The organism is Phormidium sp. FACHB-592 (assembly GCF_014695795.1).
Lineage (GTDB): Bacteria > Cyanobacteriota > Cyanobacteriia > Leptolyngbyales > Leptolyngbyaceae > Stenomitos.
This window is the reverse complement of the sequence record NZ_JACJOZ010000074.1, coordinates 145,935-164,529: the sequence shown is the minus strand read 5'-3', so window position 1 is coordinate 164,529 and position 18,595 is coordinate 145,935. Positions and strand designations below refer to the sequence as shown.

The window sequence follows — 18,595 nt, the reverse complement described above, 5'->3', positions numbered from 1 at the left end:
GCTGAAGGCAAAAGCCTTGCCTGTAAAATTCGTTGCACAGATTATATTGCTTTTCTAACATTGCTAGTGTTGTGCCAGCGAGGGCAGGGTTGTCTTAAACAAGACGCTGGTAAGAAACCTTTATGAAGATCTTTAACTATCTCCTGATGATGAGTTAGATCTTTGCAACGTCGGGAATATTAAAGCAGAAGCAGCTCTACAAATGATGCAGCAGCCTTTTGGGGTTATTGCTAACGACCTTTCTGCAAAAGTGATGCTGCATTTCTATCCCCCTGCTTGCCTTTCACATTCAGTGCTCGTTTTCCCACCCTGCATCGCTCTTTTGACTATCTGCGTGACTGCTTCAGACCCCTTAGATTTTGCCGAGAAAAGACCATGGTGATTGCAACGCCTCAAGAAAGCTCCATCAAATTGAGAAACCCCAAGAAGCACAATCACTATGGGTTTCGAGACTTCTTCCAGTTCGACCAGGAGAAGGGCACGATCGTCGATTGGAACGGCAGCAGAAATATGCTGACAACCGAGGATTTCATCATCGGTTTGGTCGAGGGACTAGAAGAAGAAGTGGGCGATGCTTCAGCCGCAACCATGTACACGATTGGTTGTGAGTGGGGGCAAAAAGACGCTTTCTTCTTTGAAAGGTGGTTTGAAAAAGAATTCGATCGCAACCTGCGCCAGACCAACCTCCTGTTTTTGCTTGAAACCTGGTGGTGGCCCTTTACCTCGCAAGGCTGGGGGCGTTGGGAAGTAGACATGGGCGATCGCAAGCAAGGCTTCATGTTTATCAACGTGTTTGACTCTGCCGTTGCACGCACGTTAGGCGATGTCGGTAAACCCGTCTGTTATCTCTATGCCGGACTATTCGCTGGCTTTTTCACCGAGATGGTTAAAAAACAGTTGAGCTGCATTGAGATTCAGTGCTACTCCATGGGCGAAACTTACTGTAAGTTTCTCTTAGGCGGTCAAGATCGGATTGATGCTGCCTCCTTCTGGCTCAATGAGGGGGCAACTGCCAGAGATATTGAGAAGCGTTTACGGACAGGAGATCTGTTGCGATGAGTACCCTTACCCTACCCCAGACCAATGGTGCCAAGTCACGTCCTGACGTTGCATCGTGGCAGCGAGACTCTGTAAAGGCTTTCTTTACAAGTGTGAACTGGGACGATCATCCGCCTGCAATGCAGGAAATGAAACTGAGTTCTTCTGCAGACAGTAATGCTCCTCTAAGTCTAAAAATGAGCGTTTGTCAGTTTTTCGCCACAGTCAACTGGGCAGACACCGCGATCGCAGCACCTACTGTTGTCCAAGCGCCTCCACTACCCGCCAATGATGAACTTACCCTGGATGACTTTTCTGGATTGTTCTAATTGTTCTAAAGGTTAGATTTTCAAGACTAAAAGCTCATCGCTCAATCAACTTATTCTTCATCCCTCGCCTTTTCTCCTCTAAAGCATATGCACCCACAAATCGAAACGATCTTTGATGAAGCTGAACATCGTTACCTTAAATCTGAAGAGCTTGGGTTGATTAATCAGTACGTGCATTCCCTCCCAGAGCGGATCGATGTGTATCGGGCGCTGCGTGATCGCGAACTCGAAATCATGCAGCAGGTCGCAGATCAGTTGGAAGCAGCACTGCCCAACGAAACGGTAGAGAATTTGGAGCGGAGTCTTAAAAATGCGTTGCTGTTGTTGCGCTACTCAGCAATGGGAATGTTGCTTAATGATGAGATGTTTGTGCAGGAACGCTTACTGAATTGGCTCACAAAAACAATCAGTATTTATAACACCCAAGCGATCGATACAGCACTCTTCCGGCTACTTAACCAACGCTTGACACAAGCACTTACCCCCAAGCAAATCAATCTAGTGGGTCCATATATCGCGAAAGTGCAGACGGCTATGCTGCAAGCACCAACACTTTCCAGTGCTGGACATTAGAACGAGTTCTGCCTCGCTCCCTTTATTTTTTGCCCTCATCAACAGAGGCATTTCTAGTCCAATCTAAATCTCTGGTGTCGCTCTATGATTTCTGTTGCTGACCTATTAACAAATAACCGCGTTCCCGGTGACTACTTTGCGATCGATGCCTATGTAAAGGGCGATTTAGAGCTGGGCTTGTTGGAAAACCGCCGAGGCGATCGCCTGCTAGCACTGCCCGAAACGCTTATTCAAGCGATCTATAGTGGACTGCAAAAAGAAACGGGTCAAGCATCGCGATTGGTGCTTTTCAACTGCGGTCGCTGGTGGGGCAAAAACTTTTATACACGCTTTCGTGAAGAGCTAACGGACTACTACGGCACAGCTTTAGCAGATATGCCAATGCTGGAGTTTCTTAACAGTTTGCAGTCTTGCTGGGTCGCTTATGGCTGGGGCAAAATTGAGTTAGATCAGTCCTACCAGCAGCGTGGCTTTTTGATCCTTAAAACATTAGGTTCGCCCTTTGCCCGTCAAGCACCTCAAGGCGAGTTGCCCGTCTGCTTCTTGGAGGCTGGTGTCTTGAGTTCGTTCTTTACCCAACTGACAGGTCGTGAGCTGCACTGTATCCAAACTGAGTGTGAGTCAATGGGCGCACAACAGAATCAGTTTGTTTTGGGGCTAGCTAATCGCTTACAGCCCGCTGAAGTAATGGTCGAAAGTCGTCTAGAGCATGACGTGATTATGCAAAAACTCTGCACTAAGTAGGCAGGTTTTCGTTGTTGGTTTTTAGACAGGAGACAACACCGTAGCTATCATGAATGAAATAGTGAGAGGTACTGTTTAAAGCAATAAGTAGGATGGTTAAATAAAGCACTACTGAGAGACCGGGTTTTGACTGCGCTCAACTCGCTGACACATAGGACTGAGAGCATTGAGACTTCGGCGTAAGCGCTCAGTTGACTGCGAAGTCGAAATGCATCTTATAAAACTACGCCTAGCTACTTAGCAAATACTAAGAGTGAACAAGGTTGCCTTCGCTCAGTAGTCTCTCAGCGATCACACAGCAATCAATAACTAACAATTAATAATTAACTACACTTGCCGATGTGTCGTACCTCCTTGCAAAAGAGCTAAAGCGCTCTAAATATCGACTATTGGGCTTAGTGGGTCAGGGGCAGTTTGGACAGGTGTACTGTGCCAGTCATCGAAAAACGGGTCGCCTTGTTGCCTTAAAAGAGCTGGATAAAAAACGGTTTCCAACCCACAAATTCTTACGCGAATTGCGGTTTCTGCTGAGTTTGCAACATGACAACATCGTGACGTGCCATGCGTTGGAGCATACTTCCACTGGGCGTTATCTGGTGATGGACTACTGCGAAGGGGGCACCTTGCGCGGTTTGATGGAAGATGATGTGCGCCTGCATCCAAGCCAGTGTTTGAAGCTGGTGATCGATATATTGGCTGGACTTGATCATGCCCATCATCGAGGCATTGTGCATTGCGACATCAAACCAGAAAATATTCTGCTGACGCTGCAAGCAGATGGCTGGAGGGCGCGTATCTCTGATTTTGGCATTGCCCGTCTGCATCAAGACATCATTAGCGATGGGAGCGGCAATACTGGATCGCCTGCTTATATGGCTCCGGAGCGGTTTTATGGGCAGTACTCGATTACATCGGATCTATATGCCGTAGGAGTGCTGCTGTTTGAATTACTGGTAGGCTACCGACCGTTTTCTGGTGTGCCGATTGAGATGATGTCAGCGCATCTGAACCGTCCTGTAAGTATCCCAAATACAGTGCCAGCAGTGTTGCAAACAGTCATTTTGACGGCATTGCAAAAGCTACCAGCGCGACGCTTTCAGTCCGCCACAGAAATGCTGAAAGCCGTACAGACGGCAGCAACAAATGTTGAATTCGATCGCGCTTGGGCAGACACGATGTTGTTGCGAGCTTCTGGTGGGCAACCTATTAGTGAGTGTCACTACGTGCAGCAGGAAACCCTACGATCGAGGGTGCAGCAGCTAGTAACAGTGGCAGGAGATGCATCATCACAGGGTGATCTCAATGGAACTGCTATAGCAAAGACTGTAGTTAATTCTCCGTTTGACGCTACAGGTGATCGAGTCTATCAGATTCACAAAAACGACATTAGCTGCCGGAGTTATGCAGGAGGGCTTTTGGCTGGGAATGCGGTAAGCCCAGTTGAGGTTGACGGGCGATCGCTGTTTTCCTGTGTACGGTTGCCCCAAGCGGTGAAAGAATTGCTGGTGCGCCCACAAGGTTGCTTTGCAATCATGCAGCGCTCAATTTATCGTGTCCCCGTTGAGCTTTTTCAAACTGGCGTTGCCCTGCCCAGCCAAAAGCCGTTGCCACCTATAGTTAGTACCAGCGGCTCTCTAGTACATTTGTTACCTGAACTGGTAGCTGAATTTAGTGGAGACTTTTTGGCTGCGATCGAGACAAAAGGTCGCTGGATGGCAGTAGCCGCAGTAGAAGCAGACAAAGTAACTAGTCTTTTAGACGTTTGGTCGTTGTTACCCATCCAGTCGTCTAAACCCGTCAGTTGTAACGGTGGTACTAGTGCTGCCCCTCGTCTAGCTAGCAATCTGTTTCACCTGGCAATGGTTGATGCACGCTATGTTGTTGCTTTTTCCCACCTTTTAGACAAGGGTACGCATTCTTCCATTACTGGCGTGCTGCTAGAAATTTTCACGCGTCGCGGGCATCCAGTGATTACTCTGAGTCTACCTGTGCCGTTGCGTCATCTTTCGGGGAGCGCTACGCCTTACCGCATGATCGCGCTGGAGCCAGGGCAGCCGCATTCCGTCTTGCTGATTGATCTGAAACCCTTTAAACTGCTGCGTGTAGGGTTAGACATTGTGCCGATCCTGATAGCATCTGCTTCTTGGGGCGACATTTTGATGGCGGCGGATGGAAACATTGTGGTGCTAGACCGCTACGGTCTGGTTGTTGGACGTATGGTAGGACCGGCTAACCCAACAGCGATCGCAGTGCTTGAACCACATGGGTTACTGATTGCAACGTGGGCAGAAGGGCAGGGCACCTTAGTAACGATCAATTTAAAGCAAGCTAGTACAGGCATTCTGTTTTGATGGGCTGCACGTAGTTAACTAACGGGCAAGTGGTAGGCAACAGAGGGTAATTTTTTATCTCCGTGTAACTGATCCTTCCTACTTTTTTCTTCACCCTCACATCCTCTGCTCATTGAGTAGAATAATTGCAGCTAATCAAATTTATCGATGGGGAGGGATAAGGGGTGAATGAACTGAGAGCCGTGTTGGAGTTGGCAACAGAAGAAGAGTTGCAAGATTTGACGGAAATTCTATTTCGCCCCAAGTTTAACCCGCTTGACTATGTGACTGCTGCTGACCCGATCGCGGTGCAAAGCCAAAATCGCGCTGACTGGCTCAGTGCTTTGGAAGAACGATTTCAGTTTCTTGCTGCTGATGGTATGACGGTACTGAGTCGCAAAACGCAGCGACTGACCTACCGCCAAATCTTAATTCAGGTCTGTCGGCATCTTAAACTGCCATATCAAGAATCAATGTCTACGGTGGATTTGGAAGCAGAGGTTTTTCTTTCGCTGCTGTCGCGTGCCTGGAAGCAGTTGCCTTCTAACGAACGGGGTGCGTTAACGATTCAGCTACAGCGATCGCTGACCCACTCTCAACTGCTGCCCCAACTCCCTTTAGCCTTGCAGCAAGATCCACTGAGCCTGCTGATGAAAGGCAGTAGCGCGATCGCAATTAGCTCAGTGTTGCGCCCGCTTTTGCTACAGCAGATTGCACGCCAGTTTGCGCTTCATTTTGCGACTTATCAGGTTGCGCAGCAGGCGGTGTCGGCTGGTGGAGCTATAGCAGCGACACAGTTTCAAAATTATCTGGCGGTACAAACTGCTCGTCGTGGGATGGCGTTGAGTGCAGCACGCTTGACTGCCGTTCGCAGCGTGTTTGCAGTTGTGGGTCCAGCGATGTGGGCTTGGTTTCTGGCAGACCTGGGATGGCGGACGATCGCTACAAATTACGGTCGCATTATTCCTACCATTTACGCCCTTGCCCAGATTCGCCTTACCCGTGCTGAATGCTTTGAACTTGCATAACGACGAGCGCCACAATCCCTTGCAACGAGGCGGTCACGTGCTTCAGGCTAGGCAATTATGACTTTCAAGCACCAGTTAAACGCTTGGGTGCCGTTCCGACCTGGCTTCAAACCCCGACTTCCCCTCTGGACTGTCACCCAACTGGCAGTGCTGTTGCTGCCGTTCAGTTCTCTCTTGAGTAGTCTGGGCATTTTACTGGTGGCGTTTGGTCTCTGGTTACAGCGCTTTCCCAGCCTTGTACGTCGTCCCGTTAACTGGGGCTTTGCAGTGCTAAGTGTGCTTATGTTGATCAGCACTGCTCTAGCGTTTAACCGGATGGATGCGCTGCTCGGTCTGTTTAACTTTCTGCCGTTCTTTTTTGTGTTTGCAGGGTTAAGCGAGTGGTTCCAAACGCCTGCTAAACTGCGGCGAATAGCGTGGCTGTTGGTGATTGGCTCGGTGCCTGTCGTGGCGATCGGGCTGGGGCAACAGTTTTTCGGGTTGTCAGGGCAGATGCAAATACTGTGGATTGTCGCTGACTGGTCGATCGCTCTCACTGGTAATCCTCCTGGTCGTATGGCGTCAATCTTTTCTTACGCTAACGTGCTGGCAAGCTATCTGTCCGTGACGCTGACGTTGAGTCTCGGTCTATGGCTTGAGACATTTTTGAGCGATCAGCAGTCAGTGGTCAGTGATCAGTGGTCTGCGGATGGCGGTCAGTGGTCAGTGACTATTGGTCAGGAGGATGTAGAGGGCGAAGCCTTTGCTCAAAACTCCCCACGCCCCCAGATCTTCCTGATGGTTGCTGTGCTGGGTAACGCGATCGCCTTGGTGCTAACCAACTCTCGCAATGCTTGGGCGATCGCAGTCTTTGCGTGTCTTGCCTATGCGCTTTATTTGGGCTGGCGTTGGCTGTTAGTCGGTGTTGGCGTTGTTGTAAGTAGTGCGCTTGGTGCCGCGTTTGCTCCTGCTCCAGGACGCGACTGGCTACGGGTGGTTGTGCCTGAGTTCTTTTGGGCACGGTTGACCGATCAGCGTTATACCGATCGTCCCCTTGCTCAACTCCGCAGTACACAATGGCGTTTTGCCTGGTCGCTGGCTCAGCAGCACCCACTGAATGGATGGGGTTTACGCAACTTCACTCCCCTTTACCAGGCAGAAATGCAATACTTCATTGGGCATCCTCATAATTTGTTGCTGATGCTGGCAGCGGAAACTGGCATACCTGCCGCCCTATTGTTTTTTGGTTTAGTTGGCTGGATCGTGGCACAGGGCAGTTGGATACTGTATACCAAAATGCCTTTAAGCGATGCAGAGGGGCGAACTGAAACCCGCGATCGCCTGCTTTACTTCAGCTATCTCGTTGCTTTTGTTGGCTGTACCCTCTTTAGCTTTCTGGATGTCACGCTGTTTGATGTCCGCATCAATTTACTCGGCTGGCTTTTGTTGTCAGCCATTGCGGGAATCATCTACCGAGGGCAAGCAGTCGGAGTGGCAAGTAGGAAGTAAGGTCGATCGTTTCCTCCTGTTGACTGCTTATTGTCACCCTGGCTCTGAATCTACCAACCCAGTTACAATAGGCGGAAGCTAATTAAGTCAGACATTTAAGAGAGCAGGATTCTCGCGTGACTCATGATCGGGCGACTCCACACGGTAATGAAGAAAAGGCATCACAGCAACAAGTGGTGTCTGCAAGTTATTACGGCTTGCTGGGGTTACATCCTTCAGCATCAGTGCGTGAAATTCGTCAGTCATATCGAGATTTAAGTAAGCTTTACCACCCCGATACGACTGCGCTGTCAGCCGCGATCGCAACTGCTAAGTTTCAACAACTCAACGAAGCGTATGCAACGCTTAGTAGCCCAGAGCGGCGCAGTGCTTATGATCGTAAGATTGGTTATTCAAATGTACCTGTGATTCAGCCCTCGCAGGCTTTTGCGCAGCCAAAGGTGTCAGCCCGTACTGTGCAATCGTCATCGGCTTATCTTGATGCAACCAATCGTCCGTTGTCACCGGGAGAAATCTTTGCCTTATTCATCTTAGGGTTGACCTTTGTGGGTTGTCTGGTGCTGGCGATCGCGATTGGTATCACCAGAGGCGAAGCTGTTTTACAGCCAAGTGTTGTCCATCCTGATATCTTGCCGCAGGAAATTAGGACGGTTGAAACCACCAGCACGGGCAGCCAACCTCCAATAAGCCAGCCTTCGACAAAACAGTTGGAAAAGCCTGTTGTTGATTCTGCCTTAGAGCCATCCAGTGCGAAACTGGGTACCTGACCCTATACTGCTTCAACACAGGCGATACTAGAGATTCTTCATCCCTCGAAATTCTTCAATGCCACTTCCTTCTGCTGATACTCCCCTTTACAATCATCCCCTTCCTGACATTGAGCAATGGCTTATTGCTAAGGGGTGCGAACAAGACCGAGCTGAGCGGCACTGCTGGTATGTACAGCACTCGGATTGGAAAGCAGAACTGTGCCTGGAGATTGACCAACTGACAGTCCGCTATCGTCAGCCGCCTGAGAGTGATTATGCCGTTCAGCGATCGTTCAAATACTCCCTGAGTCGGCAGGATATTGAAGATGCGGTGTTTGCGGGTCCGTAAATTTCACTTTTCTGGTTTTATGCAGTGCTGTGTTCTTAACACCGCGCTTCCTACATGCCGCTATCTTAAACATGCTGCTAATCGAGCCTACCGTTCAGTCATCTGGGTAAAGATGGTGTTGGATATAGCTGGCAAAATCTCCGCATTCTGGCTATAGGCTTCATCAGTCCCAAAGACAGCGAGAATGTATGAAATTTTGCCATCTGGAGATGCAACGAAAGCGACTTCGTGACGCGCTTTGCTCGTCATGCCAACTTTAGAAGCAAAGCGCACGTCTGCTGGCAGTGCTGCGCCCAGAAAACCCGCGATCGGATTATTGGGTTGTTTTTTCCACTTTTCCGGCTGCAAGTCTCGCGTCAACAGCGTCATCATTTCTTGACTGCGGCTGGTTGATACTGCCTTACCGGCGTAAAGCTCATACATCAGTCTGGCGGCTTGATCGGTAGTTGTCAGGCTACGAATTGGCTGCTGCTGTTCGTCGAGCATCTGTAGCTCTCGTCCATCCGGCGCTTCAAGTTGAAGCGAATGGATAGGATAGTTCTTTTGGCTGATGCTAAGACCGTTATAGCTCGCTGCCTGAAAGAAGCGGTTCAGTTGCAAGCGACGCTTCAGCCAAGTTTCGTACTCGGTCCCACTAAGTGTCGCGCCAGAGGTTGTTTGCGTAATGCGATCAAAAATGCGGCTGGCAGCATCATTGTCGGAGTGGACGATCATAGCGGTCAGATCGCTAGTCAATTCAGAATCAGGCTGTAGGAGACCTTGCTCTAGCATTGCTTCGCAAGCAACTAGCCAGAACAGCTTGACGACGCTAGCCGGATAGCGGGGTGTCTGGTTTTGGTAGCCTGCTGTCTGGTTCGTTTTGAGATCGATCAGTGTGATCGATAGTGGCTCTGTGGGTAAGCCTTTGCTGGCGGCAAGGGCAGTGGCTCCATCCACGATCGCCTGTAGTGCTTCGCTAGGCACTAGCTGCGGTGGCTGGGGAACGTTATAAACTAATTCGGCGAACGTCTGTGGCTTTGGAGCCACTACTGTTGGTGGGGTTGGCTGGCTTGGTGGTAGCTCGACTCGCGCAACACTACGCTGACGGGTGTGCTGCAAGCTAAACAGCGCTGCCACTGTCAGCCCAGCGATGGCTAAAAGAGCGACATCTAAGCGCTTTCGTAACAGCAGACGTACAAAAGGTGAACGATGCTCAGGCACCTGATGGCGACGGGATTGGCGCTGTGCAAACGTAGCCTGACGTGTAGTCTGGGTAGTCGTGCTGGCTAACACGCTAGGTTCCTGTCTTGTCGATCGCGATCGCTGTACTGCCCTAGGTCGTCGCTCTATTTGAGGCGGTACAGGCGCTCGTTGCCATTCTGCAATCTGTGCCCGAAGCTGTGACGCTTCTGCTCTAAGCTGTGCAACCAGGCGCTCCGCTCTAGCAAGCTTCGCCTTTAGCTCGATATTCTGCCGTTGTATTGTTTCTGGTTTCAGTTTCAGTAATTGGCGCACAGGTGATGCTTGCTCTTAAGTGACCCACAACTGGATACTGGTATACAGCAAGTTTTGGGTATTGACGAAACTTTTTTACAGGCAGCCTTGGCAACGGCGATTTTACAGATAGTAGTGAATTGCCACTGAGGATTTTGTAGCAAGCAACATTTACTGAGTTGTAGCTTCTAGAATAGTTGGAAGTGCGTTGCAACTGTAGCAACCGCGAAATCACCGTTTTATTGGAAGTTTGGTATGTCAGTTTTGGCTGCGATCGCCGTTTTAGCAATCCTCATTGTGGTTCACGAACTGGGGCACTTTACGGCTGCCCGCGCTCAGGGCATTTATGCCAACCGCTTCTCCATTGGGTTTGGTCCGATTCTGTGGAAGTATCAAGGTCCCGAGACGGAGTATGCACTGCGGGCGTTTCCCCTCGGCGGTTTCGTCGGCTTTCCTGATGATGACCCCGAGAGCACGATTCCACAGAATGACCCTAATTTGCTGAAGAATCGCCCTGTGCTGGATCGGGCGATCGTAATTAGTGCTGGAGTCATTGCAAATCTGGTCTTTGCTTACTTCCTGCTTGTGACGCAGATTGGGATCGCTGGCACGCAAGACGTGAACTTTCAGCCAGGCGTTTTGGTGCCCGATGTAAAAACGGAGATTAGCTCAGCGGCTGCCAAAGCAGGTATGAAGCCAGGCGATATCGTGCTGGCAGTAGACGGAAAGGAGCTAGGAGCTTCTAGAGAATCCATTAAGACGTTGATGGAGGCGATTCAAAACCGTCCGAATCAGCCGGTCGCGCTAACAGTACAGCGAGAAGGTAAGGTGCTTCCAACACCACTCGTCGTTACGCCCGATGCGAATGCCAAAATTGGTGTCCAGCTTGCGCCTAACGTCACGATCGAGCGTCGTCGCCTCAGCAACCCGATTGAAGTTTTCACGCTAGCAGCCAGCGAGTTTCAGCGCATTACAGTCCTCACTGTGCAGGGCTTTGGTCAACTCATCACCAATTTTGGACAAGTTGCCGACCAGATTTCGGGACCCGTGCGAATTGTTGATGAAGGGGCGAAACTGGCGCGCTCAGATGCCTTCAATCTCTTTACCTTCGGTGCCCTCATCAGCATCAACCTGGCAATTATTAACATCCTGCCTTTACCGGCGCTAGATGGCGGTCATCTGGCATTCTTGTTAGTGGAAGGCTTGCGCGGTAAGCCTTTACCATCCAAGCTGCAAGATGGCGTGATGCAAACAGGTCTAATGCTGTTGCTGGGATTGGGCATTTTTCTGATTGTCCGCGATACCACCCAGCTAGAGTCGGTGCAGAAGCTGTTTCGGTAGAGCATGAAGGCTAAGGGATAAAGAAGGCTAAGGGATAAAAGGATAAAGTCTGAAGGATGAATTTTGAGCTAATTCAAACTCGCTTCCTTCTCCTGTCTCTGCTTCCCTTACGTTCCTATTGCCTCTATGCCGTCTGTCTTCTAGCTCTTATTCCCGCCGTTTTTATCCTTTACCCTTCATCCCTTATCCTTCTCAATGTGCGCCTCTCGCAAATTGCCAGCCAAGCAGCAACGGGCGATCGAAATTCTGCTGCGTTTGAAGCGCTTCTACCCAGACGCAACTTGTTCGCTGGACTACGAAACCCCGATGCAGCTTTTGGTAGCGACCATTCTGTCTGCCCAATGTACTGATGTGCGAGTCAATATGGTGACGCCAGAACTCTTTCGGCGCTTTCCTGATGCGGCAGCAATGGCAGGTGCAGAAGTGTCGGAAATTGAGGCACTGGTGCGATCGACAGGCTTCTACCGGAACAAGGCAAAGAATATCCAGGCTGCCTGTCGGATGATTATGACGGAGTTTGGTGGTGACGTGCCGCAAGTAATGGAAGACTTGCTGAAGCTGCCAGGTGTAGCGCGAAAGACCGCAAACGTGGTGCTGGCAAATGCGTTTGGCATCAACATGGGCGTAACGGTTGATACGCATGTCAAACGGTTGAGCTATCGACTGGGCTTGACAAAGCACACCGATCCGATTCGTGTTGAGCGCGACCTGATGAAGCTGTTGCCGCAGCCCGATTGGGAAAACTGGTCAATCCGACTGATCTATCATGGTCGTGCGGTTTGTATGGCACGTAAACCCCAGTGCGATCGCTGTGAGCTTGCTGACCTCTGCCCGTCTGCTAGCCTACCTCTAAAGCCGCTGTCAACGCCTGAGCCGGATGATCTAGCAATTACACGTGAGCATCCAACGCCTGCTATCTGAGAAGTCTGGGTTCTTCAAAAGAAACGGTTGTCTTATCGCACCATCGGCTTAGAACCCTAACTTCTGCACAAACTTCTATTTCAACAATTTTAATTGCGTTGACAAATAGCCCGCTTAATTCAGTACAATGGTAAGCTGTGTCTTAACTTAAAGAGCATCGGAATGACTCATGGCTAAAAAGAGCATGATTGAGCGCGAAAAGAAGCGCAAGAGAATGGTGGAACAGTATGCTGAGAAGCGTGCAACTTTGCAAGAGCAGTTTGCAGCAGCAACATCACAGCAGCAAAAGCTAATTATCCACCGTCAGATTCAGCAGCTTCCCCGCAATAGCGCTCCCACCCGCATTCGTAATCGTTGCTGGGTCACTGGTCGCTCTAGAGGTTTCTACGGTGACTTTGGTTTGTCTCGTCACGTCCTGCGTGAAATGGCGCATCAAGGGTTATTGCCTGGTGTGGTGAAATCAAGCTGGTAACTAGAATTTTTAGTTGTTAGTTTTTGGTTGTTAGTTGAAGCCGCTTGATCCGTCTAAAAACTAACCACTAAAAACTAATGACTATCTCACTGTCCGCAACAGCGATCAATGCCCAGGCTGTCGAGCAATAGATCGCTGACGGCATTGGCAACGGTGAATTCGCCAAAAAAGCTGTTAGAAAAATCAAAGGATTCCATCTCGGTGACGATCGCCATTACGAGCGAACCGAGATCGTTTTCTCCTTCCATGCGCTGCCGGACAAAGATCTGGGCAGCGCGTTTTGCTATTTGCTGGTTAGCGTCTTCTGGAATGAACTCTTGATTGAGCCATTGCAGCAAGGCTAGCCGCAGCCATTCACCTTCCTGCTCTGGGTTTTGGGCAGGCGGTAAAGTAATCGGTGGAATTGGGTCAGCCATCAGCGCAGTCGGGTTCACACGGTTGCTGCTACCTAGTGTAAGCCTGCAGGGGGCTTTGAGTACAAGGCTTGTCCAGTTAACCAACGGTGCCAGTATCTCGTCAGTAATCCTCAAGCGATAGAACCATCGGCTGTATCCTTATCAGTGATCATATGACGTGCCCAGTAAGGGCTGTTGGGTCAGTTGAGAAAGAAAATATTGCGTTGTTAGGGTTGGCTGGTCAGCATGCATGATGGCTCGCACGATCGCGACCCGTTTAACGTTGGCAGCGAGAACGTCAGGCAGATTGCTGGTATCAATGCCCCCGATCGCAAACCAGGGAACCGTCGCATGGGCAGCCGCATAGCGCACGTAGTCAAACCCAGCGGCAGGTCTACCGGCTTTAGTCGGTGTTTCGTAAACGGGTCCAACACCAATGTAGTCGGCTCCTTCATCAATAGCGCGATGGAGGTCTTCGGGGCAGTGGGTCGATCGCCCAATCAGCCGCTGAGAACCCAGCAGTTGTCTAGCAAGGGCGATCGGGATATCCTGCTGACCCAGATGCACGCCATCTGCATCCACCGCGATCGCCAGATCGACGCGATCGTTCACAATAAACAGCGCCCCATAGTGCCGACAGATGTGAGCCAGCTTTTGGGCATTGCGAAGCCGCACGTCATCATCAGCGGTCTTATCCCGATACTGCACTAGCGTCAGTCCGCCTTTGAGTGCTGCTTCCACCGTAGCGAACAGGTTTTCAGTAGGGGACGTAACGAGGTAAAGGGACGATCGCTCCAAAAGCTGATGCCGCTGATCTGCCGTCAACTGGCTTTCCAACGTGTATACCCGATAGCGCATTTGCTTACATGCGGCTCCCATCTCTGGACTGTAAACTTTGCCGTATTCTTCTAGCACTCGCAGTGCTTCCTGAACACGACACAGATTGGCTTGCAGCACCGCCTGAACGCTCGATCGCTCTGCCTCCTTCGGATGTGTGAGCACCGTTCCAGCATCACCCGGTGTATCGCGCGCCGCTCGTAAAGCAGGTGTATGCCAATGTGCCAGTTCTTGCCGTAGCTGTTTGCACTCCTCCGTTAACAGCGCATTATCCAGCCCAAAGCGGCACCATTCTTCGATCGTTCTCAAGCCTTCACGGGCACGGTCTAAGTTGGCATCTAAAATGCGGCAGAGTGCAAGCTGCACAAACCGAGCTTGACTGTCTGTATTGCCCATAGGAAGTACCGATCGATTGCTCTGTCTAGGCTATCGAGTTACGGGACAGGAAGCCAACTTTAATAAATTTCCAACAGCCTCAAGAAGCTGGAAATTGTAAACAAAACTATGTGTTTCAAAGTTGAATGTATGGAGTAAAGTTGACCAGAGTTCATTACAGCTTCCCTTCAAGCTCAACAATCATCGGTTGTTTGGGCTGAGTTTTTGTTGTTATCAATCGCTGTGTCTAGAACGAGACACCTTTTCGTTCTCGTTTCTACTGGGCGATCGCTCCTTTGCTTGCTGCTACCAAAATTTGCTGCTACGAACATGGTTTACTCGCTTCCCCAACATCGGCTCTGGCAACGGTGTTCCTGCTTCTGTCTTTCTACGTTGGTTGGCTATGCGCTTTTAGCCAGTCTTGACCGTGGGCACGCTCAAGTTGCCGCGCAGGTACCTGTGGCATCCGCACCAATAATGGGTGCTACAGCGGTTACTCTTCTAGTTAATCCAATGAGTGGTGATGATGCGGTGGCAGATGGGAGCGATCGAGCACCGTTCAAAACCATTACACGGGCGCTGCAAGTGGCTCCAAGCGGAACCGTCATTCTTTTGACATCAGGCACCTACAGCCAGGAGACGGGCGAAACCTTTCCACTGCGTCTGAAGCCGGATGTGGCAATCCAGGGCAATACAGAAACGCGCGGTCAGGATATTGTGATTCAGGGCAACGGCTTTTTTCTCAGTCCAACCTTTGCGCGGCAGAAGGTGACGATCGTCGGTGCCGATCGCGCGATCCTCGCTGGAGTAACAGTTACAAACCCAGATCCTCAGGGCTATGGTGTGTGGATTGAGTCTACCAGCCCAGCCGTGATCGACAGCACCTTTACTGAGAGCGGGCATGACGGCATTTCGGTAACGGGCAATGGGTCGCCGTTAATTCGCAACAACTTTTTCTACCAAAATGGTGCGAATGGCATTACCATCTATGGCACCTCGCGGGCAGAAGTGCGGGAGAACATTTTTGAGCAGACTGGTTTTGCCATCAATGTGAACCAGAAAGCTGCTCCACTGCTAGTCGGCAACCGCATTACCCAAAATAAAGATGGGATTGTGGTGCAGGCAAAAGCGCAGCCCATCCTACGAAACAACTCGGTGGAGGGTAATACGCGCGATGGACTGGTGGCGATCGCCCAGTCACGCCCCGATTTGGGAACGGCAACCGAACCGGGTGGTAACTCATTTCGTAGTAATGGTCAGCTTGATGTGAATGCGAAACAGTCTGACCAACAGATTCCCGCCTTTGGCAATGATTTAGATAAAACTAGCGGCACGCTCGATTTGGCTGGCACCAGCGCGGTAGCGTCTACTCCCGCTGGGTCGCCCATGCCGTGGTCAAGCTCGTCAGCATCGGGAAGCCCTACCCTAGTGTCAGCGACCGCATTGCGATCGTCCGGCAGCGCTGACAACGCCACTGCTGGGAATAAAGCCACAGCGCGTAACCAAAAGCCAGTCTTTGCCCCGAGACGATCGATCGCTGCCACTGATACAAATACGATTTCGTTTGGGCAGAGTTTAGGTAGCGACCGACCTGCTAGAGCTGAACAGCCAGCGTCCTCATCCTTGCAGTCTCCCGCGCCAACGTTAGAGAAAGGAGCAACGGGTGGCATTTCAGCCTCATCCTTTCCGGTACCGCAAACTTCGGTGGTAGCGAAGCGTCCGGCGTTGCCACTGATAGCTCCTGCCAACGCTGCCGCACAGCCGACCTTTCCTAAACCCCTAGCATCATCCAGAGGGGGAACACAGGCTTCAACGCCTCGTTCTATTCCAGTTGTGAGGCTTGCCACTGCCCCACAAATTGTGCCGCAAGTGCCGTTGGCAGAGCCAGTACCAAGTAGTAGAGCCTTGCCAACGGTGGTAGTGCGTCCATCGCGGCAACAGCTTAGTTCGCCATCGATTGTGTCGGTTGCTAGCCCCACCAGCGTCATTACTAGCCCCACTAAACTTGCTCCACCACCAGTTGCGCAACCGAGCGCAATTCCACGTACAGGCTCGATCGAAATTCCCGTCCCAGCACCAGAACGGCGATCGACTCCCTCCCCTGTGCGAGCTGTGGCACCAGAACGTGCGATCGCGAGTGCCTCTACCCCGTTAACGAGTCCAGGCTTGCTGCCAGTACCCAGCCCGAACGCACCCATTGGCAATGTGGGCAATGCATCGATCGTTTACCGTACTCAGCAAACTGCATCTAGCGAGGGCTTTGCCTCTCGTGCTGCATCGGGCTTGCGCTATCGTGTGGTGGTTGCACCTGCGGACGATAGCCAGCAAGCGCTGCTACGGACTACCTTTCCCAATGCCTTTCGCACCTTTGTGAAGGGACGGGCTTTAATGCAGGTGGGTGCCTTTGGCGATCGCACTAAAGCCGATCAGTTGATGCAAACGCTCAGTAGTCAGGGCGTTCAGGCAATGGTTGAAACGTTGGAGTGAGATTGTTAGTTGTTAGCTTCTTTCAATCAGGCTAAGTAGCTGGGCGTAATTATTTATAAGCGTTCGTTGGCTTCTGCAAAGCGTTCTGGTTCAGCAAGCTGGAGACTGAGTGAGCGATCGCCTGATACAGTGCGAAACAGGTAACTTAGGGTAGGATACGTGTCATTGCTTCCTCTCGCGTCTCCTAACTGCTTGTGAACGATCGCGCTCGTTGGCTTTTGCCTGTTTTATCGCCGTTTTTGGCGATCGCTGCCGCCTTGCTGGTTGGTGCAGGGCTAATTGCGATCGCGGGTGTCAGTCCCCTCAAAGCCTACTCTGTTCTTTTTACAGAATCCCTCGCTAACTACTACGGTTTTAGCAACACACTTACTAAAACGGCACCACTTTTGCTGACGAGCTTGGGCATTTTGGTTGCCCTCAAAGCGGGACAGTTCAACATTGGTGGGGAAGGTCAAATCTATATGGGTGGCTTGGGCAGCGCTCTAGTAGGGTTGTATGTGCATGGCTTGCCCCTTGTCCTTTACGTACCGCTAGCACTGCTGGGCGGCTTTTGCTTAGGCGGTTTATGGGGTCTTATCCCTGGCTACTTGAAGGCAATACGGGGTGTGAATGAGGTGATCACGACTCTCTTGCTTAACTACATTGCACAAAATCTGGTGAGTTATCTGGTGAGTGGTCCCATGAAAGACCCAGATGCTCCTACACCCTACAGCGCTCTGATTGATGCGTCTGCCCAGTTACCAATAATTTTGCCGCAAACGCAGACCCATGCTGGAATTTTACTGGGAGTGCTGGCAACCATCATCCTGTGGGTTGTCTTTGCCCGATCGCCCCTCGGCTACCAGATCGAAACCGTGGGGCAAAATCCAATTGCTGCTCGCTATGCCGGTATCTCGGTGGAACGCACCATTATGCTGGTCATGGCACTGTCTGGGGGGTTGGCAGGTTTGGCAGGTTCTGGTGAAGTCATGGGTTTAAAGTATCGTCTGTTTGAGAACTTTTCGCCCGGTTATGGGTTTGACGCGATCGCGATCGCCTTTCTCAGTCGTGGCAACCTGGCAGGCGTACTGCTTACATCGCTCTTTTTTGGAGCCTTACGCGGGGGTGCCAATGTAATGCAGCGCAGTGCTGGCGTACCTGTCACCGTTGTTTATGCCATTCAAGGTCTGACCGTTCTCTTTATTGCTATCAGTCTGGTTTTGGAGCGAAAAGTGGTTGCGCCGCCACAGCCTCCTGCCCCACTTGCTGCTACCACAACTGAAACCTAACGTTGGTTCTCAAGGTCGCGCAAGTGAAGATCAAGGGCATCGATCGAAACCTGAATCTCACGTACCGAAAGCGCAAGGGAGCAAATCATCAACAGCAAACTCACCCCAAAAAGTATGCTGCCAAGCCAAACCTGCCCTACAAATAAAACAGACATACAGACCACACAAAGCAGAAAGCTGCTCACGCCTAAAAACTGCATATCACGCACCAAGCGCACTCGATAACGAAGGCTACGAATTTCGACCAGAGTAAGCGGATTCGGTGTGACCTTGTACTCAGAGTGCAAACTGCGGATCAGCGTTGCCAAGGTCAGAAAGCGATTGGTGTAAGCCAGCAGCAGCAGCGAAATAGCAGGAAACAGTAGAGCAGGCGTTGTTAACGTAAGTTCCATAGTGAA

At 50.9% G+C, this 18,595-nt stretch carries 18 protein-coding genes; 14 read left to right on the top strand and 4 right to left on the bottom strand.

Annotated elements, in window-relative coordinates:
- The first annotated feature begins 375 nt into the window (after positions 1-375).
- The 9 genes from H6F86_RS19625 to H6F86_RS19585 all read left to right on the top strand — a co-directional run bounded on the left by H6F86_RS19625 (position 376) and on the right by H6F86_RS19585 (position 8,628).
- Positions 376-1,059: a V4R domain-containing protein gene (locus H6F86_RS19625; RefSeq protein WP_190450386.1), complete on the top strand. Its 684-nt coding sequence runs from the start codon at positions 376-378 to the stop codon at positions 1,057-1,059.
- Positions 1,056-1,367: a hypothetical protein gene (locus H6F86_RS19620; RefSeq protein WP_190450385.1), complete on the top strand. Its 312-nt coding sequence runs from the start codon at positions 1,056-1,058 to the stop codon at positions 1,365-1,367. Before H6F86_RS19625 ends, H6F86_RS19620 begins: the two co-directional genes overlap by 4 nt.
- Positions 1,368-1,454: 87 nt before the next feature.
- Entirely contained in the window at positions 1,455-1,940 is a 486-nt protein-coding gene (locus H6F86_RS19615) for a hypothetical protein (RefSeq protein ID WP_190450384.1), read from the top strand.
- Between the two features lie 84 nt (positions 1,941-2,024).
- Positions 2,025-2,684 (top strand): V4R domain-containing protein, encoded by a 660-nt coding sequence (locus tag H6F86_RS19610; RefSeq protein WP_190450383.1) that lies wholly within the window; start codon positions 2,025-2,027, stop codon positions 2,682-2,684.
- Between the two features lie 341 nt (positions 2,685-3,025).
- Positions 3,026-5,035 carry a protein kinase gene (locus tag H6F86_RS19605; protein ID WP_190450382.1) on the top strand — a complete coding sequence of 670 codons (2,010 nt, stop codon included), beginning with the start codon at positions 3,026-3,028 and terminating at the stop codon, positions 5,033-5,035.
- A 164-nt stretch (positions 5,036-5,199) separates the two neighbouring features.
- On the top strand, positions 5,200-6,042 hold the full coding sequence (locus H6F86_RS19600) for a hypothetical protein (protein ID WP_190450381.1): 843 nt from the start codon (positions 5,200-5,202) through the stop codon (positions 6,040-6,042).
- A 57-nt stretch (positions 6,043-6,099) separates the two neighbouring features.
- Entirely contained in the window at positions 6,100-7,530 is a 1,431-nt protein-coding gene (locus tag H6F86_RS19595) for an O-antigen ligase family protein (protein ID WP_190450380.1), read from the top strand.
- A gap of 116 nt (positions 7,531-7,646) precedes the next feature.
- The gene (locus tag H6F86_RS19590) at positions 7,647-8,297 is read left to right on the top strand and encodes a DnaJ domain-containing protein (RefSeq protein ID WP_190450379.1); all 651 of its coding nucleotides are present in this window, start codon (positions 7,647-7,649) and stop codon (positions 8,295-8,297) included.
- Positions 8,298-8,355: 58 nt separating this feature from the next.
- Positions 8,356-8,628 (top strand): DUF3143 domain-containing protein, encoded by a 273-nt coding sequence (locus H6F86_RS19585; RefSeq protein ID WP_190450378.1) that lies wholly within the window; start codon positions 8,356-8,358, stop codon positions 8,626-8,628.
- 87 nt (positions 8,629-8,715) lie between these two features.
- Here H6F86_RS19585 and H6F86_RS33210 read toward each other — a convergent pair whose 3' ends face one another.
- Entirely contained in the window at positions 8,716-10,122 is a 1,407-nt protein-coding gene (locus H6F86_RS33210) for a serine hydrolase (RefSeq protein ID WP_190450377.1), read from the bottom strand.
- Between the two features lie 234 nt (positions 10,123-10,356).
- Here H6F86_RS33210 and rseP point away from each other — a divergent pair, with 234 nt between their 5' ends.
- The 3 genes from rseP (at position 10,357) to rpsN (ending at position 12,835) form a co-directional block, all read left to right on the top strand.
- Positions 10,357-11,442 carry an RIP metalloprotease RseP gene (rseP, locus tag H6F86_RS19575; RefSeq protein WP_190450376.1) on the top strand — a complete coding sequence of 362 codons (1,086 nt, stop codon included), beginning with the start codon at positions 10,357-10,359 and terminating at the stop codon, positions 11,440-11,442.
- Between the two features lie 195 nt (positions 11,443-11,637).
- A complete protein-coding gene (gene nth, locus H6F86_RS19570; protein WP_190450375.1) occupies positions 11,638-12,363 on the top strand; it encodes an endonuclease III in 726 nt (241 codons plus the stop codon).
- Between the two features lie 169 nt (positions 12,364-12,532).
- A complete protein-coding gene (gene rpsN, locus H6F86_RS19565) occupies positions 12,533-12,835 on the top strand; it encodes a 30S ribosomal protein S14 (RefSeq protein WP_190450374.1) in 303 nt (100 codons plus the stop codon).
- An 86-nt stretch (positions 12,836-12,921) separates the two neighbouring features.
- On the opposite strand, the gene H6F86_RS19560 is transcribed toward rpsN, so the two are convergent.
- Entirely contained in the window at positions 12,922-13,251 is a 330-nt protein-coding gene (locus H6F86_RS19560) for a hypothetical protein (protein ID WP_190451033.1), read from the bottom strand.
- 141 nt (positions 13,252-13,392) lie between these two features.
- Positions 13,393-14,463 (bottom strand): thiamine phosphate synthase, encoded by a 1,071-nt coding sequence (locus H6F86_RS19555; RefSeq protein WP_190450373.1) that lies wholly within the window; start codon positions 14,461-14,463, stop codon positions 13,393-13,395.
- A 309-nt stretch (positions 14,464-14,772) separates the two neighbouring features.
- Here H6F86_RS19555 and H6F86_RS19550 point away from each other — a divergent pair, with 309 nt between their 5' ends.
- Together H6F86_RS19550 and H6F86_RS19545 are read left to right on the top strand one after the other, a co-directional pair.
- Positions 14,773-16,929 (top strand): DUF1565 domain-containing protein, encoded by a 2,157-nt coding sequence (locus H6F86_RS19550; protein ID WP_190450372.1) that lies wholly within the window; start codon positions 14,773-14,775, stop codon positions 16,927-16,929.
- Positions 16,930-17,123: 194 nt separating this feature from the next.
- Positions 17,124-18,197, top strand: coding sequence for an ABC transporter permease (locus H6F86_RS19545; protein WP_347240725.1), 1,074 nt, complete (start codon positions 17,124-17,126; stop codon positions 18,195-18,197).
- Here H6F86_RS19545 and H6F86_RS19540 read toward each other — a convergent pair.
- Entirely contained in the window at positions 18,194-18,589 is a 396-nt protein-coding gene (locus H6F86_RS19540; protein ID WP_190450371.1) for a DUF2721 domain-containing protein, read from the bottom strand. The genes H6F86_RS19545 and H6F86_RS19540 overlap by 4 nt on opposite strands.
- Between the last annotated feature and the right edge of the window lie 6 nt (positions 18,590-18,595).